The 20436-nt window shown below is 70.1% G+C and carries 20 protein-coding genes and 1 pseudogene; 6 read left to right on the forward strand and 15 right to left on the reverse strand.

Annotation, left to right across the window (positions count from 1 at the left end; translation table 11 throughout):
* Positions 1-96: 96 nt before the first annotated feature.
* Together npdG and QTQ03_RS11140 are read right to left on the reverse strand one after the other, a co-directional pair.
* On the reverse strand, positions 97-795 hold the full coding sequence (npdG, locus tag QTQ03_RS11135) for an NADPH-dependent F420 reductase (RefSeq protein ID WP_289277940.1): 699 nt from the start codon (positions 793-795) through the stop codon (positions 97-99).
* 331 nt (positions 796-1126) lie between these two features.
* Positions 1127-1531 carry a hypothetical protein gene (locus QTQ03_RS11140; RefSeq protein ID WP_289277941.1) on the reverse strand — a complete coding sequence of 135 codons (405 nt, stop codon included), beginning with the start codon at positions 1529-1531 and terminating at the stop codon, positions 1127-1129.
* A 50-nt stretch (positions 1532-1581) separates the two neighbouring features.
* Here QTQ03_RS11140 and QTQ03_RS11145 point away from each other — a divergent pair, with 50 nt between their 5' ends.
* The gene (locus QTQ03_RS11145) at positions 1582-2229 is read left to right on the forward strand and encodes a hypothetical protein (protein ID WP_289277942.1); all 648 of its coding nucleotides are present in this window, start codon (positions 1582-1584) and stop codon (positions 2227-2229) included.
* 317 nt (positions 2230-2546) lie between these two features.
* Complete coding sequence (locus QTQ03_RS11150; protein ID WP_289277943.1) at positions 2547-3812, forward strand: M48 family metalloprotease; 1266 nt, start codon at positions 2547-2549, stop codon at positions 3810-3812.
* A gap of 76 nt (positions 3813-3888) precedes the next feature.
* Here the strand turns inward: QTQ03_RS11150 and QTQ03_RS11155 are convergent, their stop codons facing one another.
* Entirely contained in the window at positions 3889-4755 is an 867-nt protein-coding gene (locus tag QTQ03_RS11155; protein WP_289277944.1) for an AraC family transcriptional regulator, read from the reverse strand.
* A 116-nt stretch (positions 4756-4871) separates the two neighbouring features.
* On the opposite strand from QTQ03_RS11155, the pseudogene QTQ03_RS11160 reads away from it, so the two are divergent.
* Positions 4872-5345, forward strand: a pseudogene (locus QTQ03_RS11160) (helix-turn-helix domain-containing protein); the annotation flags it as partial.
* Here QTQ03_RS11160 and QTQ03_RS11165 read toward each other — a convergent pair.
* Positions 5327-5905, reverse strand: a complete 579-nt coding sequence (locus QTQ03_RS11165) for a dihydrofolate reductase family protein (RefSeq protein WP_289277945.1) — start codon at positions 5903-5905, stop codon at positions 5327-5329. The pseudogene QTQ03_RS11160 and the gene QTQ03_RS11165 sit on opposite strands and share 19 nt — an antisense overlap.
* Positions 5906-6367: 462 nt before the next feature.
* Positions 6368-7330 (reverse strand): helix-turn-helix transcriptional regulator, encoded by a 963-nt coding sequence (locus tag QTQ03_RS11170; protein WP_289277946.1) that lies wholly within the window; start codon positions 7328-7330, stop codon positions 6368-6370.
* Positions 7331-7392: 62 nt separating this feature from the next.
* Here QTQ03_RS11170 and QTQ03_RS11175 point away from each other — a divergent pair, with 62 nt between their 5' ends.
* Together QTQ03_RS11175 and QTQ03_RS11180 are read left to right on the forward strand one after the other, a co-directional pair.
* Positions 7393-8535, forward strand: coding sequence for an epoxide hydrolase family protein (locus QTQ03_RS11175; RefSeq protein ID WP_289277947.1), 1143 nt, complete (start codon positions 7393-7395; stop codon positions 8533-8535).
* A gap of 30 nt (positions 8536-8565) precedes the next feature.
* The gene (locus QTQ03_RS11180; protein WP_289277948.1) at positions 8566-8847 is read left to right on the forward strand and encodes an HAD family hydrolase; all 282 of its coding nucleotides are present in this window, start codon (positions 8566-8568) and stop codon (positions 8845-8847) included.
* A 620-nt stretch (positions 8848-9467) separates the two neighbouring features.
* On the opposite strand, the gene QTQ03_RS11185 is transcribed toward QTQ03_RS11180, so the two are convergent.
* From QTQ03_RS11185 to QTQ03_RS11205, 5 genes are all read right to left on the reverse strand, one after another.
* Positions 9468-9785, reverse strand: a complete 318-nt coding sequence (locus QTQ03_RS11185) for a hypothetical protein (RefSeq protein ID WP_289277949.1) — start codon at positions 9783-9785, stop codon at positions 9468-9470.
* Between the two features lie 540 nt (positions 9786-10325).
* The gene (locus QTQ03_RS11190) at positions 10326-10502 is read right to left on the reverse strand and encodes a hypothetical protein (protein WP_289277950.1); all 177 of its coding nucleotides are present in this window, start codon (positions 10500-10502) and stop codon (positions 10326-10328) included.
* A 441-nt stretch (positions 10503-10943) separates the two neighbouring features.
* The gene (locus QTQ03_RS11195; RefSeq protein WP_289277951.1) at positions 10944-12503 is read right to left on the reverse strand and encodes a hypothetical protein; all 1560 of its coding nucleotides are present in this window, start codon (positions 12501-12503) and stop codon (positions 10944-10946) included.
* A complete protein-coding gene (locus QTQ03_RS11200) occupies positions 12500-13333 on the reverse strand; it encodes a deazapurine DNA modification protein DpdA family protein (protein ID WP_289277952.1) in 834 nt (277 codons plus the stop codon). Before QTQ03_RS11200 ends, QTQ03_RS11195 begins: the two co-directional genes overlap by 4 nt.
* Complete coding sequence (locus QTQ03_RS11205; RefSeq protein ID WP_289277953.1) at positions 13330-14316, reverse strand: bifunctional DNA primase/polymerase; 987 nt, start codon at positions 14314-14316, stop codon at positions 13330-13332. Before QTQ03_RS11205 ends, QTQ03_RS11200 begins: the two co-directional genes overlap by 4 nt.
* 265 nt (positions 14317-14581) lie before the next feature.
* Between QTQ03_RS11205 and tcmP the strand changes: the two genes are divergently transcribed.
* Complete coding sequence (gene tcmP / locus QTQ03_RS11210; protein ID WP_289277954.1) at positions 14582-15775, forward strand: three-Cys-motif partner protein TcmP; 1194 nt, start codon at positions 14582-14584, stop codon at positions 15773-15775.
* A 1-nt stretch (position 15776) separates the two neighbouring features.
* Here the strand turns inward: tcmP and QTQ03_RS11215 are convergent, their stop codons facing one another.
* The 5 genes from QTQ03_RS11215 to QTQ03_RS11235 form a co-directional block, all read right to left on the reverse strand.
* Positions 15777-16541, reverse strand: coding sequence for a DUF5131 family protein (locus tag QTQ03_RS11215; RefSeq protein WP_289277955.1), 765 nt, complete (start codon positions 16539-16541; stop codon positions 15777-15779).
* A gap of 193 nt (positions 16542-16734) precedes the next feature.
* Complete coding sequence (locus QTQ03_RS11220; RefSeq protein WP_289277956.1) at positions 16735-17037, reverse strand: hypothetical protein; 303 nt, start codon at positions 17035-17037, stop codon at positions 16735-16737.
* Positions 17037-17369, reverse strand: a complete 333-nt coding sequence (locus QTQ03_RS11225) for a hypothetical protein (RefSeq protein WP_289277957.1) — start codon at positions 17367-17369, stop codon at positions 17037-17039. The genes QTQ03_RS11220 and QTQ03_RS11225 overlap by 1 nt, the downstream gene beginning before the upstream one ends.
* A 52-nt stretch (positions 17370-17421) precedes the next feature.
* Positions 17422-17871: a hypothetical protein gene (locus QTQ03_RS11230; protein ID WP_289277958.1), complete on the reverse strand. Its 450-nt coding sequence runs from the start codon at positions 17869-17871 to the stop codon at positions 17422-17424.
* A gap of 199 nt (positions 17872-18070) precedes the next feature.
* Positions 18071-20338 carry a P-loop NTPase family protein gene (locus QTQ03_RS11235; protein ID WP_289277959.1) on the reverse strand — a complete coding sequence of 756 codons (2268 nt, stop codon included), beginning with the start codon at positions 20336-20338 and terminating at the stop codon, positions 18071-18073.
* Positions 20339-20436: the final 98 nt, after the last annotated feature.

Here is a 20436-nt window from a genome sequence, read left to right on the forward strand (position 1 = left end):
GGTGATCAGAGCGGCGGCGGCCCGGCAGGGCGCGGCAGACGACCGACGCGACGCCCGGCGGACCGGGGCGGGGCCAGCCGGGCGACGGCGCGCCGCTCAGAGATCGGTGACGCGGATGCCGGCGTGGGCCTTGTAGCGCTTGTTGATGGCGATCAGGTTCGCGGTGAGCGCCTCGACCTGATGGGCGTTACGGAGGCGACCGGCGTAGATGCCGCGCATCCCGGGGATCCGGGCGGCGAGAGCGCCGACGATGTCGACGAGTTCCCGGTCCTCGGTGCAGATCAGTACGTCCAGCTCGATCCGGTCGATCTCCGGGTCGGCCAACAACGGGGCGCTCACGTGGTTGAACGCGGCGCACACCCGCGAGTCGGGCAGCAGCGCCGCGGCCTGCTGGACAGCGCTGCCCTCCTCGACGGGCAGAGCGTACGGGCCCTGCCGGTCGAAGCCCAGCGGATTGACGCAGTCCACCACGATCTTGCCGGCGAGGGCCTCGGCGAGCGAGGCCACGGTGGCGGCGTGTCCATCCCACGGCACCGCGATGATGACCACGTCACTGCGCCGGGCGACCTCGTCGTTGCCGGCTCCGGAGACGCTGGCGCCGGCGGCGACTCCGGGCAGGCCGGCGATCTCCTCGGCGGATCGGGCGGCCCGCTCGGCAGCACGAGACCCGATCAGCACCGTATGACCGGCCCGGGCGAACCGGTAGGCAAGCCCCCGCCCCTGGTCGCCGGTGCCACCGACAACGCCGACGGTGAGCCCGGACACGTCGGGCAGGTTGCTCGCGTCGTATGCCATGGCAACATCCTCGCAAACAGGCCGGCGGGCCAGCAGTGGTGGGCGCTGTGACATTTCCACTACCGACTCGCGGGCGGCACCACCCGGGACCACACCGCTCACGACGCCACGATGGCGACGGGCACCTCGATCCAGGCTCAGGCAGCACGGCGATCCAGGCTGAGGCAGCACGGCGGGTCGTCCACGGCCACCGTGCCGCCCGGCGGGTGACGGGCCGGGACCGACCGTTCCGGGGGCGACATCCAGCACCGCCGCGTCCGGGGGGTGTGGCACAGCGGCGAGCGCGGCCGGCGGCCGGGCCGTCCGGTGGGGTCGGTCGGTGGGGTCGTGGTCAGCCGGCCGCCCTGCGAGCCACGGACCGGGTACCCCGAGTGGTGGTGGCCCGGGCGGCGGCGGGCCGGACCGTGGTCTTGCCGGCCGTCGCCTTCCGCGCCGGCGCCTTCTTCGCCACCGTGGCCGGCTGCTTGGCGGTGGCCTTCTTGGCCGGCTTCGCCGGAGCCTTCTTGACCGGAGCCTTCTTCGCCGGCGCCTTCTTCGCCGCGGCGGTCCGCGTGCTGACGGTGGGACGGGTCGGGGCAGTCTTCCTCGCCGGAGCCGTGTTGGCCGGGGTCTTCCTCGCCGGAGCCTGCTTGGCCCTGGCGGTCGTCGCGGTTTTCCTGGCCGTCGCGGTGGTCCGCTTCGCGGTCGAGGTCGCCTTGCGGGCCGCGGCTGCGGTCTTCGCGGGAGCCCTTCTCACCGCGGCGGCGGTCTTCGTCGCCGCCCGGCGGGCCGGCGTCCGCGGCGGACGTGGCTTGCCTCGCGGCTGCGCTCCTCGCCGCCGCGGTCGTCTTCCGTGCCGCGGCGGGGGCCTTCTTCGCGGCCGGGGCCTTCTTCGCCGCCGGAGCCTTCTTCGCCGCGGCGGTCCTCTTCGCCCCCGGAGCCTTCTTCGCGGCCGGAGCCTTCTTCGCCGCGGCGGTCCTCTTCGCCGCCGGAGCCTTCTTCGCCGCGGCGGTCCTCTTCGCCGCCGGAGCCTTCTTCGCCGCGGCGGTCCTCTTCGCCGCCGGGGCCTTCTTCGCCGCGGCGGTCCTCGCGGCGGTGGCCTTCTTCGCCGGGGCCCGGCCGGCGCCGCCGGCCGCCTTGGCGGTCGGCGCCTTCTTCGCGGTGGTCGAGGACGTACGCGCCGTCCGCGTCGCCCCCGCGGTGCGTTCCGTCGCGACGGTTCTCTTCGCGGCGGAACGACGGGCGGCCGGGCGGGTGGCCTGCCGTGCTTCGGCCATTTCGGTTCCCTCCTTGGGGACGTGCTCTCGCGTGCCTCCTCGCGGCGCACGAAGTACCTCGACGCGGGCCGTCCCGCGCCGCCTATCTGTTCTCCCCGGCCCAGCGGGCGTCCTCGGCTTCCCACGCTTCATTGCGCTCCTGCACCTGCTGCAGTGCGTTCTCCGCGTCGGCGGCTGAGGCGTAGGGCCCGAGAACGTGCTGGGCGGGACACACGTCGGCACCGGTCTCGGCCCTGTGGTGTCGGGTGCACCAGTAGTAGCGCCTCCCGATCCCGCTGTCGCTCATGGGATCACTGTGCACCGCGATCCGCCGGCTCGCCACCGGAACAGCGCAAATCGCCACAGATCTCCACAATAGACATCCAGCGGCAGGGGGTGCGTTTAGCGAAAGCCGCCGCCGACGGGCCGTCGGGTGCGGCAGTTGGCCGCCGACAGGACGGATCAGGCCGATCGGGCGGTACCGCGAGCTGACGTCGGTCGGCACAATCGGCGCTCATGATCGACACGACGGTCACCGGCGGGGCGTGCCCGCGGTGCGGCACCGCCACGGTCTCTCCGCTCCACACCGTGCCATGGTGCCCGGCCTGTGAGTGGAACCTCGAAGCGTACGACGCTGAGCGCATCGGCCCGCTCTTCGGCTGGCGGTGGCTGGACCGGCGAGTCCACGACATCGGGTACCGGATGACCCGTCGCCAGTTCGACCGACTGCTGGGGAGACCGCTGGGCGCCACCGGCGCCGGAGCGGCCACCATCGTCACCGCCGCCGCCTCAGGGCTACTGTTCCTCGGCGTGGTGGCCCTCGCTGTCACCGGGCTCTGGTTGCTCGTCGCCTTTCCCTTCCCGGGCCCGTCGCTTCTGGTGGCGGTGCCGCTGCTCGCCCTCGCCGTCGGGCTGCGGCCCCGCTTCGGTCGGCTCGACCCGCACGCTGACGTCCTACGCCGGGACCGGACACCAGAGCTGTTCGCCCTGGTCGACGAGGTGGCACAGGCGGTGGGGGCGCCGGCTCCCGACGTGGTTGCCGTCAACGACGAGCTGAACGCGTACGCGGCGACGGTGGGCTTCCGCCGCCGCCGGGTGCTGTGTCTCGGGCTGCCGTACTGGGGATCCCTCGCACCGCAGGAACGCGTCGCCCTGCTCGGGCACGAGTTCGGCCACTTCGTCAACGGCGACCCGCGGCGGATGCTGCTCACCCAACCGGCGTTCACCACCCTCGGCTCAGCGGCGGATCTGCTCCGCCCCGCGCCGTCGACCGCACCCGGTTTCATCGAGATGGTCGGAACGGCCCTCGGGTGGATCATCCAGTACCCGCTGTCCCGCCTGCTGTTCGCGCTGCATGCGGTGCTCGTGTGCGTCGCGCTGCGGGACATTCAACGGGCCGAATACCTGGCCGACGAGATGTCCGCGAAGGCAGCGGGGACGGCGGCCGCGACAGACCTGCTGGATGCCACACTGCGGGTCGAGTCGATGGCGCTCGCCGTGCGCCGGGAGGCCCGGGCGGGGCACGGGCCCCAGCGGTGGCAGGCGGCGGTCGCCGAGTCGTGGGCGGCCAACGCCGACCAGCTGCCGCGGTTACGCCAGTTGTCGGCGCGCGAGGAGGCCTCGCTGTTCTCCTCCCATCCGCCCACCGGTCTGCGCCAGCTGATGCTCGACGGCGCGAAGCGGCACGAACCGGCGGTGGTGCTCACCGAGGACCGGTCGGCCCGCATCGACACGGAGCTGGCCAGGGAGTACGAGGCCGTCCGCCGGACCTTGGCCTGGTGAGCCCGGCTGACGTCGGCGCCTGGACATCCGGTGCCCCGAGGCGCCACCTGGGCAGGTGGCCGCGAGCCCGGCGCGATCAGCCCACCACCCGCTCCACCGGGATCCACAGCTCGGCGTCGGCGGTCCCGCCGTCGACCGAGATCCGGGTACGAGAAATCTCCGGCCCCGGACGGCTGCGATACGGGTTGGACGGAAACCACTGGGTGAACACGTCCCGCCACAGGTACTGGACGGCCTGTGGGAACGGCCCGGAGGTGGCGAAGACCGCCCAGGTGCCGGCCGGCACGGCCACCCCGTCCAGGTCCTCCGGTGCGTCCGCGCCGGTCACCACGCCGTGCCAGTAGTCCAGCTCGGTGCCCTCCGCCCGGTCCGCGGCGACGTCGGCGCTGGCGTTGACGATGCCCCGTGGTTCCTGGTCGGACAGTGCCTCCAGCCGACCCGCCGTCGCCGGGTCGATGCTTCGGACGAACTCGACGATCGCCGGGTTCATCCCCTCGTGCACCAGCGGCACCCGGGCCCGGCGGCCCACCAGCTGGAAGCTGCCCTTCTCGACGATCCGGTACTCCATGCTGCTACTCCCTTCGACGGTGAGACGGAAGGACATCCGAGGCTGGGCGCGCAGCTTGGCCCCCGTACGCCGGGCCTCGCCCGGACCCACCCGGTGGACGGCCTGGAACGCCCGGGCGAACGCCTCCGCCGAGCCGTAACCGTGCCGGACCGCGATGTCGAGCAGCGTCCGCTCTCCCGCGACCACCTCCGCCGCCGCGACGGTCAGCCGCCGGCGCCGGACGTACTCGGACAGGCCGATCCCGGCGAGCGCGGAGAACAGCCGCCGCAGGTGGTACTCCGATGTCGCGACGATTCGCGCCAGCTCGGCCACGTCGACCGGTTGGTCGAGATGCCGCTCGATGTGGTCCATGACCTGGTTGAGCCGTTCCAGCACCCAGCTTCTCCTTCCCTCGCCCCACAGCACGCTAGGGCGGGCCCGGCAGCCCCGACCCGACAGACTGTGCCCGATCCGGTCGGGTGGTCCGTCACCCTGGCACGCTCCCGGTGGACTCGCTGCGGGCCGTACCCACGTCGACGCTGGTCGACGGCGGTATCAGGCTCCCCGACACCACCTGCCGGACGTTCCGGCTAGACGGTGCGCGCTGGGAGACGCCCGGCCCCGACAACGCCGACGCCCTGGGCGAGGGTCTCGTCCGGGCCGGGATCGTGGTCCGTGACCGGCTCGTCGCCGAGGTGCTGCGGGGCAACCGCCCGGCGGTCTCGGGGCGCACGGTCGAGCGCCGGTTCCGCGCTGCGACTGGACTGGCCCGAGGCGCGGTCCGGCGGATCGAGCGGGCCCGCGCGGCGGCGGAGTTGCTGGCTGCCGGCGGCCCGGCCGCCGACATCGTTGCCAAGCTCGACTACTTCGACGAGCCGCACCTGGCCCGAGCGCTGCGCTCCTATGTCGGACACACCGCCAGGCAGCGGCGCGAGGGCGCAGGCGGCGCGATCGGCCTCGACCTGGATCAGCGCTTGATGTCGTAGACCAGCTTCAGGATCCCGTTCGAGTAGCTGTCCGACTCCCGCAGCGTCAGCATCTGCTTGTCTCGGTCGGCGCGGCCGAACAGGCTCTTCCCGGCACCTAGCAGCACAGGGAAGACAAGCAGGTTGTACTGGTCGATCAGACCCGCGTCCGACAGCCGCCGGGCCAGCTCCGCGCTCCCGTGGATGAAGATCGCACCGCCCTCGCCCTTCTTGAGCGCGGCGACGTCCTGGGTCGAGCGCAGGATCGTCGTCGGTCCCCACCCGTTGACGAGGGTGTCGTCAGACAGCGTGGTCGACACCACATACTTGGGCAGCCTCTGGTAGCCGGCGTGGTCCTCCGAGCCGGGCCAGACCGGCGCGAACGCCTCGTAGCTGCGGCGGCCGAACATCAGCGCCGTCGTGTCGGTGAGCTCCTCGCCCTTCAGCGACCAGGCTTCCGGGACGAACTCGAGGTCCTTGACCACCCAACCGCCGCTGCGATGCTCCTCCCCCGGCCCACCGCCAGGCGAGTCGACGACGCCGTCGAGCGACATGAAACCGGTGTAGACCAGGTTACGCATTGTGCTGTCTCCTCAGGTTCGGGCAAGCCGCTGGATCCACGCTAGGTCACGGCCGCGGCGGCCGTCTTGGACGGGAACGACAGTGGACCCAGGACCCGTACCGGAGACGGCGTACTCCCCGCGGGCCAACCGGGCCTACCTAGGCCGCCGCGGGATCCGGGCGACGATCCCCGAACACCCGGACCAGATCCGCACTCCCGACCGCAGCCGCGGGATCCTGACCGACATGAACTACCACGCCGCTGCGGCGAGTCGCCGAGTTCCGCATGGTTTTCGATCTTGAGACCGAGACCGAGACCGAGACCGAACGCCCGAGCTGGCGGAGCACCGACGGACGCTGCTGAACGAAGAAGCCGGCGAAGCCGCCGAGGCATCGCGACCGTGGCGGAGGACCTGCGAACCGGCGATGACCCGGTCACCGCATACCAGGGCGGCAGCCAGGACCTGACCGACGGTCGAGATTCACGTCGTGGATGTGCCACCCGCCGCGCGGCGGAACCTCGTCGCGAGGCGGTCGAACGCCACCGCGAGCTCGTCTCCGTCGATCACCTCGATGTCGACGTCGAGCTGTGTCATCCACAGCGCTAGCCGGTCTGGGTCGTCGGACCCCAGCTCGACATGGCACGTGGACTCGTCGACCACCTCGATGTCGACCGGGATGGGGATCTTCGCGGCGACCTTGGCGGCGGGAGCACGCACGAGTACCCGGGCCCGGTACTTCCAGGCCGCCTTGCTGACGCGTCCGACGACGTACTCGACGACATTGTCCTCCGGGATCACGCGCGGCTGGAACCGCGCACCCGTCGGTGCGTACGGAACCATGCGGTCGACACGGAAGACCCGCCAGTCGGCACGGTCGAGATCCCACGCGAGCAGGTACCAGAGCGGCCCCCAGCTCACCAGCCGTTGCGGTTCGGTGTGGCGGACCCCTTCCCTGCCCCCGGGCTTCGTGTATCCGAACCGTAGCCGTTCGTGGCCGCGGATCGCGGCAGCGACCGCGCCGAGAACCGAAAGATCGAGCGGCGGTTCGGCCCCTGGAACGACGCTCGTCGCCTCGCGTACCGCCTCGACGCGCCGACGTAGGCGCGAGGGAAGCACTTGCTCCAGCTTCGCGAGCGCGGTGAGCGATGTCTCTTCGACGCCGAGCCTTTGGGTCGCGACCGCGCCCAGTCCGACCGCGACGGCGACGGCCTCGTCGTCATCGAGCAGCAGTGGGGGCATCGCCGTCCCGGCGGCCAGCCGGTACCCGCCCGCGACGCCGGGGCGCGCGTCCACGGGATAGCCGAGCGACCGCAGCTTGCCGATGTCGGCGCGCACGGTCCTCGTGCTCACATCGAGCCGGCCGGCGAGCTCGGCGCTCGTCCAGTCGCGCTTGAGCTGCAGCAACGACAGCAGTTCGAGCAGGCGGGCCGAGGTCTCCAACATGTTCTCCATTCTCCCGCAATCGCGGAAGCTAACCTGCCGCATTGCCTGGGATCGTCGGTGTCATGAACGAGAACAACGCACTCACACCGTTCCGCATCGACATCCCGCAGGCCGACATCGACGACCTGCGTAACCGGCTGGCGCACACGCGCTGGCCGATCCCCGTGCCGGGCCGAGACGATCGCACCGACTTCAGCCGCGGCATCCCGCTGGTGTACCTCAAGGAGCTCGCCGAGTACTGGCGCGACCGGTTCGACTGGCGCACGCAGGAGGAGAAGCTCAACGAGTACGAACAGTTCACGACGGTCGTCGACGGCCAGACGTTCCACGTCGTCCACGCGCGATCGACGAACCCGGAGGCCACCCCGCTGATCCTGAACCACGGCTGGCCGGGCTCGTTCGTCGAGTACCAGCGACTCGTCCCGCTGCTGACCGACGAGTTCCACGCGGTCATCCCGTCGCTGCCCGGCTTCGGGTTCTCCACCCCGCTGTCAGGGACCGGCTGGGAGCTGGCGCGGACGACGGAGGCCTACGCCGAGATCATGACGCGTCTCGGCTACGAGAGGTTCGCGGCCCACGGCACCGACATCGGTGCGGGCACCGCCGGCCGCCTCGCGGCGGTCTACCCGGAGCGCGTCATCGGCACGCATTTCGGCATCGACCCCCACCTGCTCGGGTTGGTCGGCGACAAGTTCCCCTACCCCGACGGTCTGTCCGATGACGAGATCGCCCAGATCGAGGCAGTGCGCACCGAGGATGCGGCCGACCGCGGGTATCTCGTGATGCAGAACCACCGTCCCGACACGATCGGCGCGGCGCTCACCGACTCGCCGGTCGGTCAGCTCGCGTGGATCGCCGAGAAGTTCAAGACCAGGACCAGCGGCGCCTACCGGACGCCGGACGAGTCGGTCGACCGCGACCAGCTCCTCACGAACATCAGCCTGTACTGGTTCACCCGCAGCGGCGCGTCGAGCGCGCAGTTCTACTACGAGTCCGAGCACTCCGGACTCGACTTGGTCATGGCCTCCGGCGTGCCGTCCGGATGGGCCGTGTTCGACACCCACCCGCTCGTGCGCCGCGCGATGGACCCGTGGAAGGCGATCGGCCACTGGAGCGAGTTCGCCGAGGGCGGTCACTTCCCCGCGATGGAGGAGACGGAGCTCCTCGCGGACGACATCCACACCTTCTTCCGCGGCCGTTCCTGACCCCGCGTCAGGGCCCTGGTCGACGACTCCATGACACGCGAGGAAATCACCGCGGCCTGCACCGCCCAGCCCACGCCGTACGGCCGAGAGGTCATCGTCGCCGCCCGGCAGACAGGCCGCCGGGTCGCCATCGTCTCGAACAACCCGACCGAGTCCGTCCACGCCTACCTGACCGCCCGCCGGCTGACCAGCTACGTACACCCGCTCGTCGGCCGGCCCGAGGCGGCGCCAGAGCGGATGAAGCCGGGCCCAGTGCTGGCACGCTGCGGGGCGGCAAGCCCGGCCCGGCCGTCTACGGCACCAGGGAGGTAAGCCGCCGACGGCCGCCGGGACACCACCCCAGCAACCAGAGGGACCAAGGACGACCATCGACGCCCGGACATTGAGCCAGCTCAGAGCCTTGATCGTGGCTCTGAGCTGGTGGGCGACGGACGAGTCGACCTGTACGCCGGATTTTGAACCTCATACATGCCTTGAGCAGGGGCTTTGGTCTCCGGATAGCCGCTCAGGGCGTCTGAACTCTCCGACTGGACGCTGGCGCCCCCTCGACGGGAGGGCAGGCCAGGACGGGTCGCCAGTCAGGCGCCGCACTCGCATCACAGCACTCTGATCACCGTTGGTGGCAGCCCCGACCAGCCTTTCAAGCTCGACGAACCGAACGTAGGCATCGCGCAACAGCTTCGCCTTGAAGGGTGGGTTGGGAAAGTCAGCGCTTGCTCCGAATGCTCCATCTGTGTACAGCTGCCACCAGCAGCTCTTACGAACACCCTCAGAGACGTAGGAGATCGCAGCCCGCCTGCAAGAGAATTCGGGCATGATGTCGTGGCATTGCCGGCAGAGGGGACCAAGTTCTCAGGTTCATTCGAGCCGCCGAGCGCCCGGTCATGCAGATGCGCTCTCGTCGATGGCGTCGAGAGCTTCCGTCCAGGTGGTCAACGGGTGACGGGGTGTCCGATCACCCACAGCCGCACCAAGCCCGACGTGATGCCACCCGCCAGCGACCGCACCAGCGACCACAGGACCGAACCCTTACCGGAACGGGTGGCCCCACCGGTCAACACATGGGTGGCGAGCAGGTGCAGCGGCCAGGTCCCCAGGTCCTCCCGCCGCGCCAACGGCAACGCCGTGAAGTCGGGGACGGCCGGGGTGTCGAACGGCGGCACCACCGGCCGCAGCGCGTCGGTGCGGACGAGGACCAGGTACACCAACGTGGGCCGGTCCCGGAACCGCAGCCGGCGCACCACCGCCACCAGGACGCCTCATCGCGCCACCGCCACACCGCCGACACCCGCACCAGCGGCACCACCAGGCCCGGCCAACCGTGCTCGACGTAGAGGACGACGGCAGCCACGACCAGGCCCACGGCGACCGGGTGACGCAGGCACCACCAGCAGAACCGGGCGGCCCAGCGCAGCACCAGGCCGAGCACCACCGCCCACATCGGCAGGTCGAAGGTGAAGCTACGCCAGATCTAGATGGCGTCGCCGCCATGGCCGCGAATTGGGAAGGCCGCGGCGCCATCAGCCCATCGGCAGTTTTGGTGGCGTTCTGCTGCGCCCGCCCTGGAGTTTGTACCGGGGCGGGCGCCGTCGTCAGTGGCTTCGCATCAGGCGGCTTTTTGCCTCTCGGAAGGCCGGGCTTCACGAATGCCGATCGGCAGGTCCGGGCGCAGCAGTATGGCGAGCCGGATCCGCTGCTCAGGTGTCAGTGGAGGCCAGTCGGCAACCAGACGGCGGGCGTATTCGCGCCCGGGAGACGCGAGGGACTCGGCAGTAGATACAAGACGCTTCTTAGGCGTCGTCATGGGCGGGGTCCTCCCTCGGGGTGGCGTCGAGGTAGATGCGGTGCCAGGTAGATGGGGGCCGGTCGGGGTAGTGCCGGCTGACCTGCTGGATATGCAGCACTTGGGCGATGGCGGGGAGTGCTGCGGCTGTTTCAGCGGGTGTGCCGTGCAGCCTGATTCGCATCGTGGGAGCCTTCCGGTCGTGGGCGGTTTTTCGGCGGTGGGTTCGCAGGGTGTTGCGGGAGGAACGCGTAGAACGGCCCGCTGAGAGCGACGTAGACGCAAGATCCCGGGTGGGTCGGGTAAAGGCGTCAATGTCTCTGTGTGGCTCTCAGCGGGCTGTTCTCTGCGGGTCGGTGGCGGTTGTTTGCGCTCGTTGTGGGAGGGGCTGAACCATCTCCGCATCTCCGCATCTCCGCAAACAGGGCTGTGAGCTGCGGAAACAGGTGCGGAGATTGACGGTCGGTGGTGGTGGCCATCTCCGCAAACTCTGGTGATCTCCGCATGATCGTGCGGAGATGCGGAGATGGGTTTGGTTCTATGGGTTGGATCTCCGCAGGGTGTTTGGGCTGGTGGGCCGGGTTTTGTGCGGAGATGCGGAGATGCGGAGATGGTTCAGCGGGTTCTATCTGTCGTCCTGCTTGACCCAGAACAGGCCCCGGTCGCCTCGTTCGGTTTTGCCGGCGCGCAGGACGTGATCGCCGCGCCACCGGCCTGCTTGTCCGGTGAGCATGCGGCCGAGTTGCAGTGCGTTGGGGAGGCGGCCGGCTTGGGTGGTGATGAACTGGCCGTTCCATGGGTCGTTGATGTCGCTGCCGAGGTGCAGGGGTTCGGCGTCGCGGCGTAGTTCGGCGGCGGTCATCTGCCGGTCGCCGTGGCGGTCGTGCCAGCAGGTGAGGAACGCGCGCCAGCGCGTTTCGTCTTCATCGATTTCCCGGACGTCGGCGGCGTTGGTGAGGAACCCGGCGATGTCGTGGTGGGCGAGGAACCCGCCGAGGTATTGCGCCCACGGGGTGAACTGCCGCATCGTCACCCCGGTCACGCGGGGTGCTCCTTGGCGGGTCCAGTCGAGTACGAGCACGAGCAGGTGCCACAGGACGGTGAGTTGGTTGGCGGGGGCGGTGATCCACTGGTCGAGGTGGGGGATGCCGAACCCGGATTGGTCGCGGAGTTCGGGGCGGGGCATGTCGGGGTCGAGGTGCACGCGCACGGTGCGGGAGGCCATGTCGCCTCCGACTTGGAGGTTGTTGCCGGTGGCCATCCACAGTCGGTCGTTGGTGGTGGCGATGTTGCGGGACGCGCCTAACTGGCGGTCGGACCAGGTGCCGGCGGTGACGAGTAGGGCGAGGGTGGGTGAGTCGATGACGGTTCCTTCGGCGAGGTTGTCCCAGATGACCACGCCGACCTGTTCGGCGAACACGGCGGTGATTGATTTGCGGAGTTCTTCTTCGGCGTAGGCCCAGGGCATGACGCGTTGGCCGTAGAGCATGCCGGGGCCGGCGGTGAGGATGGATTTGCCGGATGAGGGCATGGTGGCGTCGATGAGCGCGAACGGGGTCAGGGAGTGGGTGAAGTGCCGCAGGATCGGCGTGGCCAGCAGGGCGATGTAGTTGGCCCGGTCCGCGGCGCTGGCCCATGGGAAGTCGCGCAGGAACCGGCCGAGCAGGAACCGGCGGGCCTCCGCTACCTGCTCGCTGGTGGGCGCGTCCGGGACGGGTGGCAGCGCGACTTTTGAGGCGAGGTAGAAGCCGGTCGCGGGGTCGTAGCCGGGCTGTTGGAGCAGGGTGCCGTCTCGGCGGAGCACGGGAGCGCCGATCACGCCGCGTAGTACCGGCACGCCCGGCCATGTCTTTCCCGCCAGCACGGACGACAGCACCTCGCGCGAGGGGGTGGTTTCCTCGTCGTAGGGTTCCGGGTTGCCCTGGTCGTTCTTGCGGGTCCTGGTGCGGTACACCCGGGCGTACTCGGCGAGCAGCCCGGCCAGTCCCGCCGGAGTGATCACGCTGGCCGACACCGGCAGCGGGGAGTCCTCATCGGCGGCGGCGGCCAGCCCGCCGGAGACGGCTTCCATGTGCACTAGCGCCCCGGCGGAGACGTACGTGTCGGGCAGCAGGCCCTGCGCGAGTTCCTGCTTGAGGACGCGGATGGTTTCGGGGCCGGTGCCGATGTGCAGCTTTTTGATCACGCTGCCTCCTCTCGGTGGTGCGCCGGGTGTCGACCGGCCGCAGCTGCGAGCACGGCTGTTCGCCAGTGCAGGGCATAGGGCAGGCAGTTGGCGCAGTTGCGGTGCCGTGCGGCGCGTACGCATTCGGTGAGGGCGGGTCGGCGGAGTTTGCGGGCGTCGATGGACCAAGCGAGGGAGTCGGCGGAGGTGAGTAGGTGGCCGTACTCGGCCAGGCCGAGGGTTTTGAACCCGAAGCCGTGCAGCCGGCGCACGCCGCGCTGGTGCAGCCGGGTCAGGATCGGTGCGGCGGCGCGGGTTCCTTGTCGGCGGCACACGGAGCCGAGCCCGACCAGCGGCATCGTGGTCAGGTCGACGCGCAGCATCGTCCAGTACAGGTCGACGCAGCGTAGGTAGTCGTCGGCTTCCCACCCTTGCACGACGGGGATGATGGGCAGCTCGGGGGCGCGCTCGCGCAGCTGCGCGTAGTTCGCGACGGTGCGCCGCTGATGCTCGGCGACGGTGAGGTGGGTCCCGGCGAACCGCTGCCCGGCGGCGGTGCCGCCGTTGATGACGATCGGTTCGCACATCCAGTCCTGCGGGGCGGCCCACAACAGGCGGCCGATCTGGTCGCGGTAGCGGCGTAGCCGGTTGATGTAGTCGGTGGGGGTGACGGTCCACCGGCCGTACTGCTGGAGCTCGGTGAACCCGCCGGAGTCGCACGCCCACGCAGCCGCGGCGCGGGGCAGCGTCTTGTACACCCGTAGCCGCCGGTCGGACACGAACAACGGCACACCTGCCCGTGCCAGCCAGCCGGGCTGATGGGTGCCCAGCAGGAACAACGCCCCGCTCATGCGGCCCGCCCTGCGGCGTTCAGGTGGCGGGGCCGTCGCGCGCCGGCACGCAGGCCGGAGGCGATCGTGCGGGCCACCTCACGCGCCGACAGGCCGGTCGACAGGGCGGCCGGCTCCAACGCGGCGGACACGTCGTCCTCGGTGAGCACGCCTCCAGCGACCAGCTCACCGAGTACCGCCGCGCTGATGAACAGCACGTTGTTCCGCTCTCCTTCGGGGGCGGTGGTGAGGTGGTCGACTTGGCGGCGGATCGCGGCGGCGACATATCGGCCGTGCCGGTCCGGCGGCAGCGCCACCGCGGCGGGCCGGTAGGCGGGCCGTACGGCCGGAGTGAGCAGCGACGCGAGCCATCCGGGCAGCGGGCAGGGGTCGCAGTCCAGGGCGACGGTGTAGGGGCGGGCGTTGATGGTGGAGCCGGCGGCCACGACGTAACCGCCGTGTGACTTGGTGTCGACCTTCCAGCCGAGCCCGCCCCGCTCGCCTACGGTGTTGCCCAGGCGGGGGCCGGTGTCGGGGTGGCGGTAGAACAGGTGGCTTCCGCCCCGCCCAGTGCTCTGCGTGTACGTGGCATCAACGGTGCCGCCGTGGCGGGCGGCCAGGGCGGCGAGCACGTCCACGCCGTCCCGCATGCCGGCCCACTCGGCCGGCGGGGTGTCGTCGGGATGCTTGGGCACGTCTAGGTCGACCACCAGCAGCCCGGACGGCCCGCACGCGATGCCGACACCGTAGGGCCGGTGCGTCCACGCCCGCCGGATACGGGTCGGGTCGGTGGTGGCGCGGTCTTCCCACCCGACGTGCCGCTCGGCCGCCCGGCAGCGGGGGTCGGTGCGGTCGCAGCGGGCGGCGGTGCACCGGTTCGGGAATGCCGGTCGTTTCGCCTCGTCCTCGGCGGCGTGCGGGTGGTCGGGGCGTAGGGGGAACACGTGCCAGCCGCGCGCCGCACAGGTGAGCGCGGCGGCCAGCAACACGGAAGCCTCAGGCATGAGATTCCTTCCAGGCAGCGGCGAGCGATGGCCAGCGCCGGACGGGCGCTGGCCACCAGGTGGTGAGCGCGCGAAGCGCGCCGGTCAGGGGTTCGGGGCTATCCGCTGTGGTGCCGGTGGCGGTAGACGTTGTTGCAGGTGGTCGCCGGATTGGCGGTGTTGGACGCATCGTTCGGTCTTCTTCGCCCGGTCCTGTGGGGTAGCCACGATGGACACTCATAGCTATCGTTTGATTACTCAGGGATTCGGTGTATGGGGAGGCCGGGTGTCGAGCAACGATGACTTTTTTGCCACGAAGAAGGCGGCAGCGGTTTTCAAGCACGGCATTCTGTCCCGGTATCCCGTGGTGTTCGCCGCGAAAGCGGGCATGAACGTGCGCGACCATCGAGTGACGTTCCTGGACGGCTACGCTGGGCAAGGTCGCTACGGCGACGGTGAACCTGGTTCGCCGTTGCTGTTGGTCGAGTCAGCCCGCCAGGTCGAGAGTTTCCGGTCGGTACGCGGAATTTTCGTTGAGCGGAATGACGCGAATTTCGAGAACTTGTCCCAAGTGCTCAGCGAGGTTGAGTGCGTCAGGAAGCCGGTGCTGTTTCACCGTTCTTTGGATGACTGCCTGCCGGAGATTCTGGATTTGGTGAAAGAGGACGCGTTGTTCGCGTTCCTGGACCCGTTCGGGCCGGCGTTGGATTTCAACCTGATACGGTCCGGTCTGCTGAGCCGTCCCGAGCGACCGCCAACAGAGGTGTTGCTACATATCAGCGTGTCGACGGTGGCCCGCATGGGAGGGCAACTGCGTACCGCACGCGCAGACGGTAAGCCGTTGACGGGATCGCCGTTGGCCACGGCGCAACGCCTGAACCGGTTCCTCGGTGGCGACTGGTGGCAGGAGCATTTCGCTACCGTCTCCGACAAGCACGATGATTATCAGGCGACGCAGGCCGCGCTGACGGTCGCCGACAAGTACCGCGACATGATCGCCGCGGGGACAGGTTTCATGTCGATGAGCATGCCGGTACGGCCCCGACCGGATCTGCTACCCAAGTATGTGCTGGCGTTGTTCACCCGCCACGTCGAGGGGGTATGGTGCTTCGCTGACGCGTTAGGCAAGGCCGGTGCTGACTGGCGTCGCGCGTGCACGGCCGCGGCGTGGAACCGCGGCATCTCACCGGACCAGCCGACCCTGTTCGACTTGGAGATGCTGGCCCCGGGCGGCGATGTCACCGAGTCGGCCAACAATAGGGACTGGATCGCCACGATCGCCGCGAACATTCTGCATCTGGCAACGACCGTCGGCCCGTTCCGCATCGCGGACCGGGTAACCGACGTATACGGTGACACGCTCGGTTCGGCGTGGATTCCGCACGTGCGGTCCGCCGTGCAGGACCTGCACCGGCAGGGGCTCATCGCGAACGACGGAAAGGGCAAGCGCTTCCACTATGCCCTGATCCGTCGCTACTGACTCACACCGCTACCGCCACGAGGTCTCGCGCCGGCATCTGGTCCCAGGTGCGTCCGTCGAGGGTCCGCCCGCCGGCCTTCGGGGTACGGCCACCCCACTGCTTGAAGAAGAACGGCACACCACCCTCGACGCAGCGATCTCGCACAGTGCGTGCCCATGTCGGCGACATCGGCCGGGCGGACTGCCCGGACTCGCCTCCGACGATCACCCAATGCATCCCGGACAGGTCGATGCCCGGCAACGGGCCGAGCAGGGGCTCGGCCGAGACGAACCGCACCGCTGCGGGAACCTGACGCAGATAGTCCAGACGGGCAAGCTGGTCGGCGTCTTCCACGCTGACCCCCATCCACACGTTCGCCGGCCAGTCGAACAGGTGCGCGACCTTGGCCAGACGGGCAGCGCGTTTGGTCAGGATCTGGTAGGTGTGTTGCGGCGTCGCCGTCATCACGTCGAAGACCTGCTGGATGAACGAGGTTGGCACGCGGGCGTGGAACAGGTCCGACATCGAGTTCACGAACACCATCCGCGGCTGGTGCCACCGCAGCGGAAGTCTCACCGCGTCTGGGTGCACGGTCACCGCGAACCCGGGACCGGACGTACGGGGGTCACCGTCGTTTTGATACTTCGCCGAGCCCATCGCCTTCAAACGCTTGGCCAGCGTCAGGGCGTAGCAGTTGTCGCAACCAGCGGAGATACGGTCGCATCCGGTGGTGGGGTTCCACGTGGCCTCGGTCCACTCGATCGCACTGTGATCAGCCATGGCCATCCCCTTTCCTTTTATGATCGACATCCTGTCGCACATAGGTACGGCTCGAACAGAGAGCAAATCACATGCGTGTGACTCGCCGTCACCCTGTGTCCCGCAACGGGTAACGGCAGGTTTCGGGGCAACGACACGGCGCCAGCCGACACGCAGGCAGGCCGGCAGGCCATGACACGCCGGCAAACGATCAGAGGATTCACGCCGCGCCCCCGGCCAGCCGGTCGGGAAACGGCAGCATGGCCCCGCCGTCACCACTGGCCGTCCGGGTGGCCCGTCCGGCCTGCCGGGCGGGGGTGATGTTCAGGCGTAGGTAGAGCCGGGCGAGGCCGGCGTCGGCGCCGGTCAGCGGCCGACGCTGGCCGCGCTGCGCGATGTGGCCGGCGGCGGCCAGGGCGCGGGCGGCGGCGTCGAGTTCGGCCGGCGTGCCGATCAACCACACCTCCAAGCCGGACAACCGCGCGTCACGCAGCGACGGCCGGTCGCCGTAACCGCCGGTCATCAGACACCCTCGGGCGGGAAGCACGCCGGGCAGGCCAACGCGCCGAGGTGGTCGGCCCACCCGGCGGTGTACTCGGCCCACCCACGGCCGGCGTGCGGGTCGGCCGGGTCGGGGGCGGGGGCGGGTTGGCAGGCCGGGCCGATGACCCAGCGCCGGTCGGCGGTGAACACCAACCGCCCACCGGTCGGCGGGTTGCCCTCTGCGTCGATGCTGTGGTGCGCGGCCTTGTGCGCCAGCACGCCGGGGGCGAGGCGGATCGGGGCGCAGACGATGAGGGCAGCGCGCTGGCCGTTGGTGAAGCGGGCCGCCGTCGCGGTCGTGGCGGTGGTCATCGGTCTCCTTGTCGTGAAGGTCACGCAGGTGGTCGAGGGCGACGCGGCGGTGCTACCCGTGGTAGCGCCGGTCGGTGTCGTCGGCGGGCTCGCGTAGCGTGTCGGTGTAGGTGTTCGGGGTGAAGGGGCGTGCCGGGCGGGCGGCGGGCGCGGTGGGGGCGGTGTGGGTGGCGCGGCGGTAGGTGTTCATGACGGCGCGTCCCCACCGGATGCGGACGCCTCTGCCTCGGCAGGGGCGGCACGGGCGGGTGCGGCGGGTGTGGTGGTGGCCGCTGCCTTTGCATCGCAGGCACGGTGAGTAGGGGGTGCGGGAGCACTGTTCCCGGTAGATGAGCGCGCCAGCGGCGGCGGTCGTGAGGCCCCACCACGGGTGTCCGAGCCAGCCCGTGAGGCTACCGAGGGTGATCAATGTTAGTCCGGGTGTGGTGCGGGCGGTGAGCCAGAGCAGAGCGGCGAGCAGGGCGAACATTGCCCATAGCGGGTTGCGGGTGGGGGTGGTCACCAGGGCCTCCAGGGCGGTTTTTGGGTGTGCGGCACCTACCGGCCGCGAGGGTGCGAGTCGGCTGGTGGGGTTGCGGTTAGGGGGCGAGGGTGGGGCCTAGCGGACCCGCGAGGCCTCGCGGGTGATGCCGCGAGGCCTAGCGGCCCGTTCTTGATCGTTGGGGTGCCGGCCGGGCCGGTTTCGACTCGGCCGTCGGGTGTTACTGACCCTTCTTGTTGTCACGCTCGGTGATCGCGGTTTCGAGGTGGGCAAGGCGGATGCCCTTACGGGTCTTCTCGACCCCGGCGTCGACCGGGGCGTCGGCTGGGCGGAGCTGTCCGACGTCGACGGTGGGTGACTTCCACCCGGGCGCTTCGGCCTTCAGGGCGGCCGTCAGAGCGGCTTGGGACTTCCACCGGCCGGGGTGGCGGGTGTTGACGCGGGTGTAGATCACGTCGCCGTGCAGGGCGATGTCGTCGCCGATGAACACCGCCCGCACGTCGTCGAGCGCGCTGAACGCGGGGGCGGTTTCGGGCTGCTCGACGATGCCGGCCGCCGTGCCGATCAGTGTGCCGGCCTTGGTTCGCCCTGCGAGGGCGGTGGTGACGATCCGTTTGACGTCGGGGAGGACGAAGGTGGTGCGCACGCGGACGGGTTCGCCGCCTTCGGAGCCGATGTACCAGCAGGATCCCCGGTCGTCGGCGGCGCTGCCGGCGGCGCCGCGCCGGAACGCGGTGGCGTCGACGCCGCGCTTGTAGGCGCCGGTGCCGAGGATCATGTCGTTACCGGGCTGTCCGTTCTGGTGGAACGCGACCCGCACGATCGGCAGGGAACTGATCGAGGTTGGGATGGAGTCGGTGTCGGTGCGCTGCGAGGCGATCTCGACGTGGATGCCGCAGGCCCGGCCGATCTTCATCAGGTTCGTCAGCAGGGCGGCGATTTCTTTGCCGTATACCGGATCGGCGAGACCCTCGTGGATCTCATCGATGATGATCAGGATCCACGGCATGGTGTGTTTCTTCGACCGGGCGAGCCGGTCGGTGAGCGCGGCGGCGTTGTTGTCCAGCAGCTCGGAGCCGACTTTCTTCAGGTCGGTCAGGACCCGGCGGCGGCGGATGACCTCCCGCGTGGTGGCGTTGAGGAACTCGACCAGCATCCGGCCGGTCTCGGTCGGGTCGGCGTCCGCGCCGTAGGCGTAACAGACCGGTTCCAGTTCGGCGTAGTCGCCCATGCCCTTGAAATCGAAGATCGCGACCTGGGCGCCGTCCACGTCGGAGCAGCCCAGACACGCCAGCCCGATCAGGTAGGCGGTCTTCCCGGAGCCGGGGGTGCCGGTGGTGATGCCGTTCGCGCCGGGCAGCGGCCACCGCACCGGCCGGTTACGCGGGTCGTAGCCGATCGTGCATGGAGCGCCCACGTTGACCGGCTTGCCGAGGTAGGCGAACCGCTTCGGCTTGGTCTGCCCCGGGTCGATGTCCAACACCAGGATCTCCACATGCCCGGGGACGCCGGTGGGGGCCTGGGAGAGGTGCACCATCGCGGGCGGGCGTTTCAACCCACCGGCGATGACAATCGCTTTGGCCATCACCATCTGCGTGGTCACACCCGGGATCGGATGGGTTTCGGCGATCTTCCCGCCTGCGCTGTCATCGCGGAAGATCACATCGACCGGGGAGTGTCCGGCCTTCACCACCTCGCGGAACTGGCCGATGCCGGTGGCCAGCAGCGCCCCGGTCACGGTGTCGTTGGTGACCGGCGGATACGGCGACGGCTCCCGAAACTGCGGGAAGAACGGGGCGGTGCGGGCGCGGCCGTACCAGACCAGCCAGCACCCCAACCCCACCCACACCGCCACAGCGGCGCGGCCGGCGTTGCCCCGGATCACCTCACCCCGGCCGAGCCACAGCAGCACCCCGACCACTACGACCAGCCCGGCCAGTGGCAGGAGTGTGCGGGAGCGGACCACCTTCCGGCGGTCCTTGACCTCCCGGTGCCGCTCCGCGCGGGCCTTCAACCACGCGTCCACGTCGGCTTTGCCGTCCACGGCCCCGGCGGTCTGATCGGCCACCGTCAGGCCCTGCCGGTCATCAACGAACGCGAAGAAGTCCGTGACCGAGCGGGCCACGCCTCGGAACCACCAGCCGGACGCGCGCACCGACCACGCGCCGAGCACCACGAACGTGTTCCACACGTAGCGCCGCTTGTAGGTCCACAGCCGGCGGGCCTTGTGCCGCCACCCCACCGCCCACGCCCACTGCTTCAACTCCGGCGGCGCGTCGGTGACCTGCGCGGCCACGATGTCACCTTCCAACACTTCCCCCGCGTCCCCGGGCCGGCCGGTGGGCGCGGGCGGCGGGTTGTCCTGCACTGCGGGCGCAACGCCGGTCGAGTTGTCGCGCCGCTGCCGCGCGGCGTCGAGGTCGACCACCTCACCGAGGTCCTGCTCTGCGGCCTGCCAGTCGAAACGGTCCTCATTCGGGGACGTCATGATGGGGGCTCCTCCAACGGTCATGGAATCGGGTGGGGGCCGGCGGCACGGCACGGTTTGCGAGGCCAGGGCCGTGCCGCCGGGCGGGCGACGGGTCA

The organism is Micromonospora sp. WMMA1363, assembly GCF_030345795.1.
Lineage (GTDB): Bacteria > Actinomycetota > Actinomycetes > Mycobacteriales > Micromonosporaceae > Micromonospora.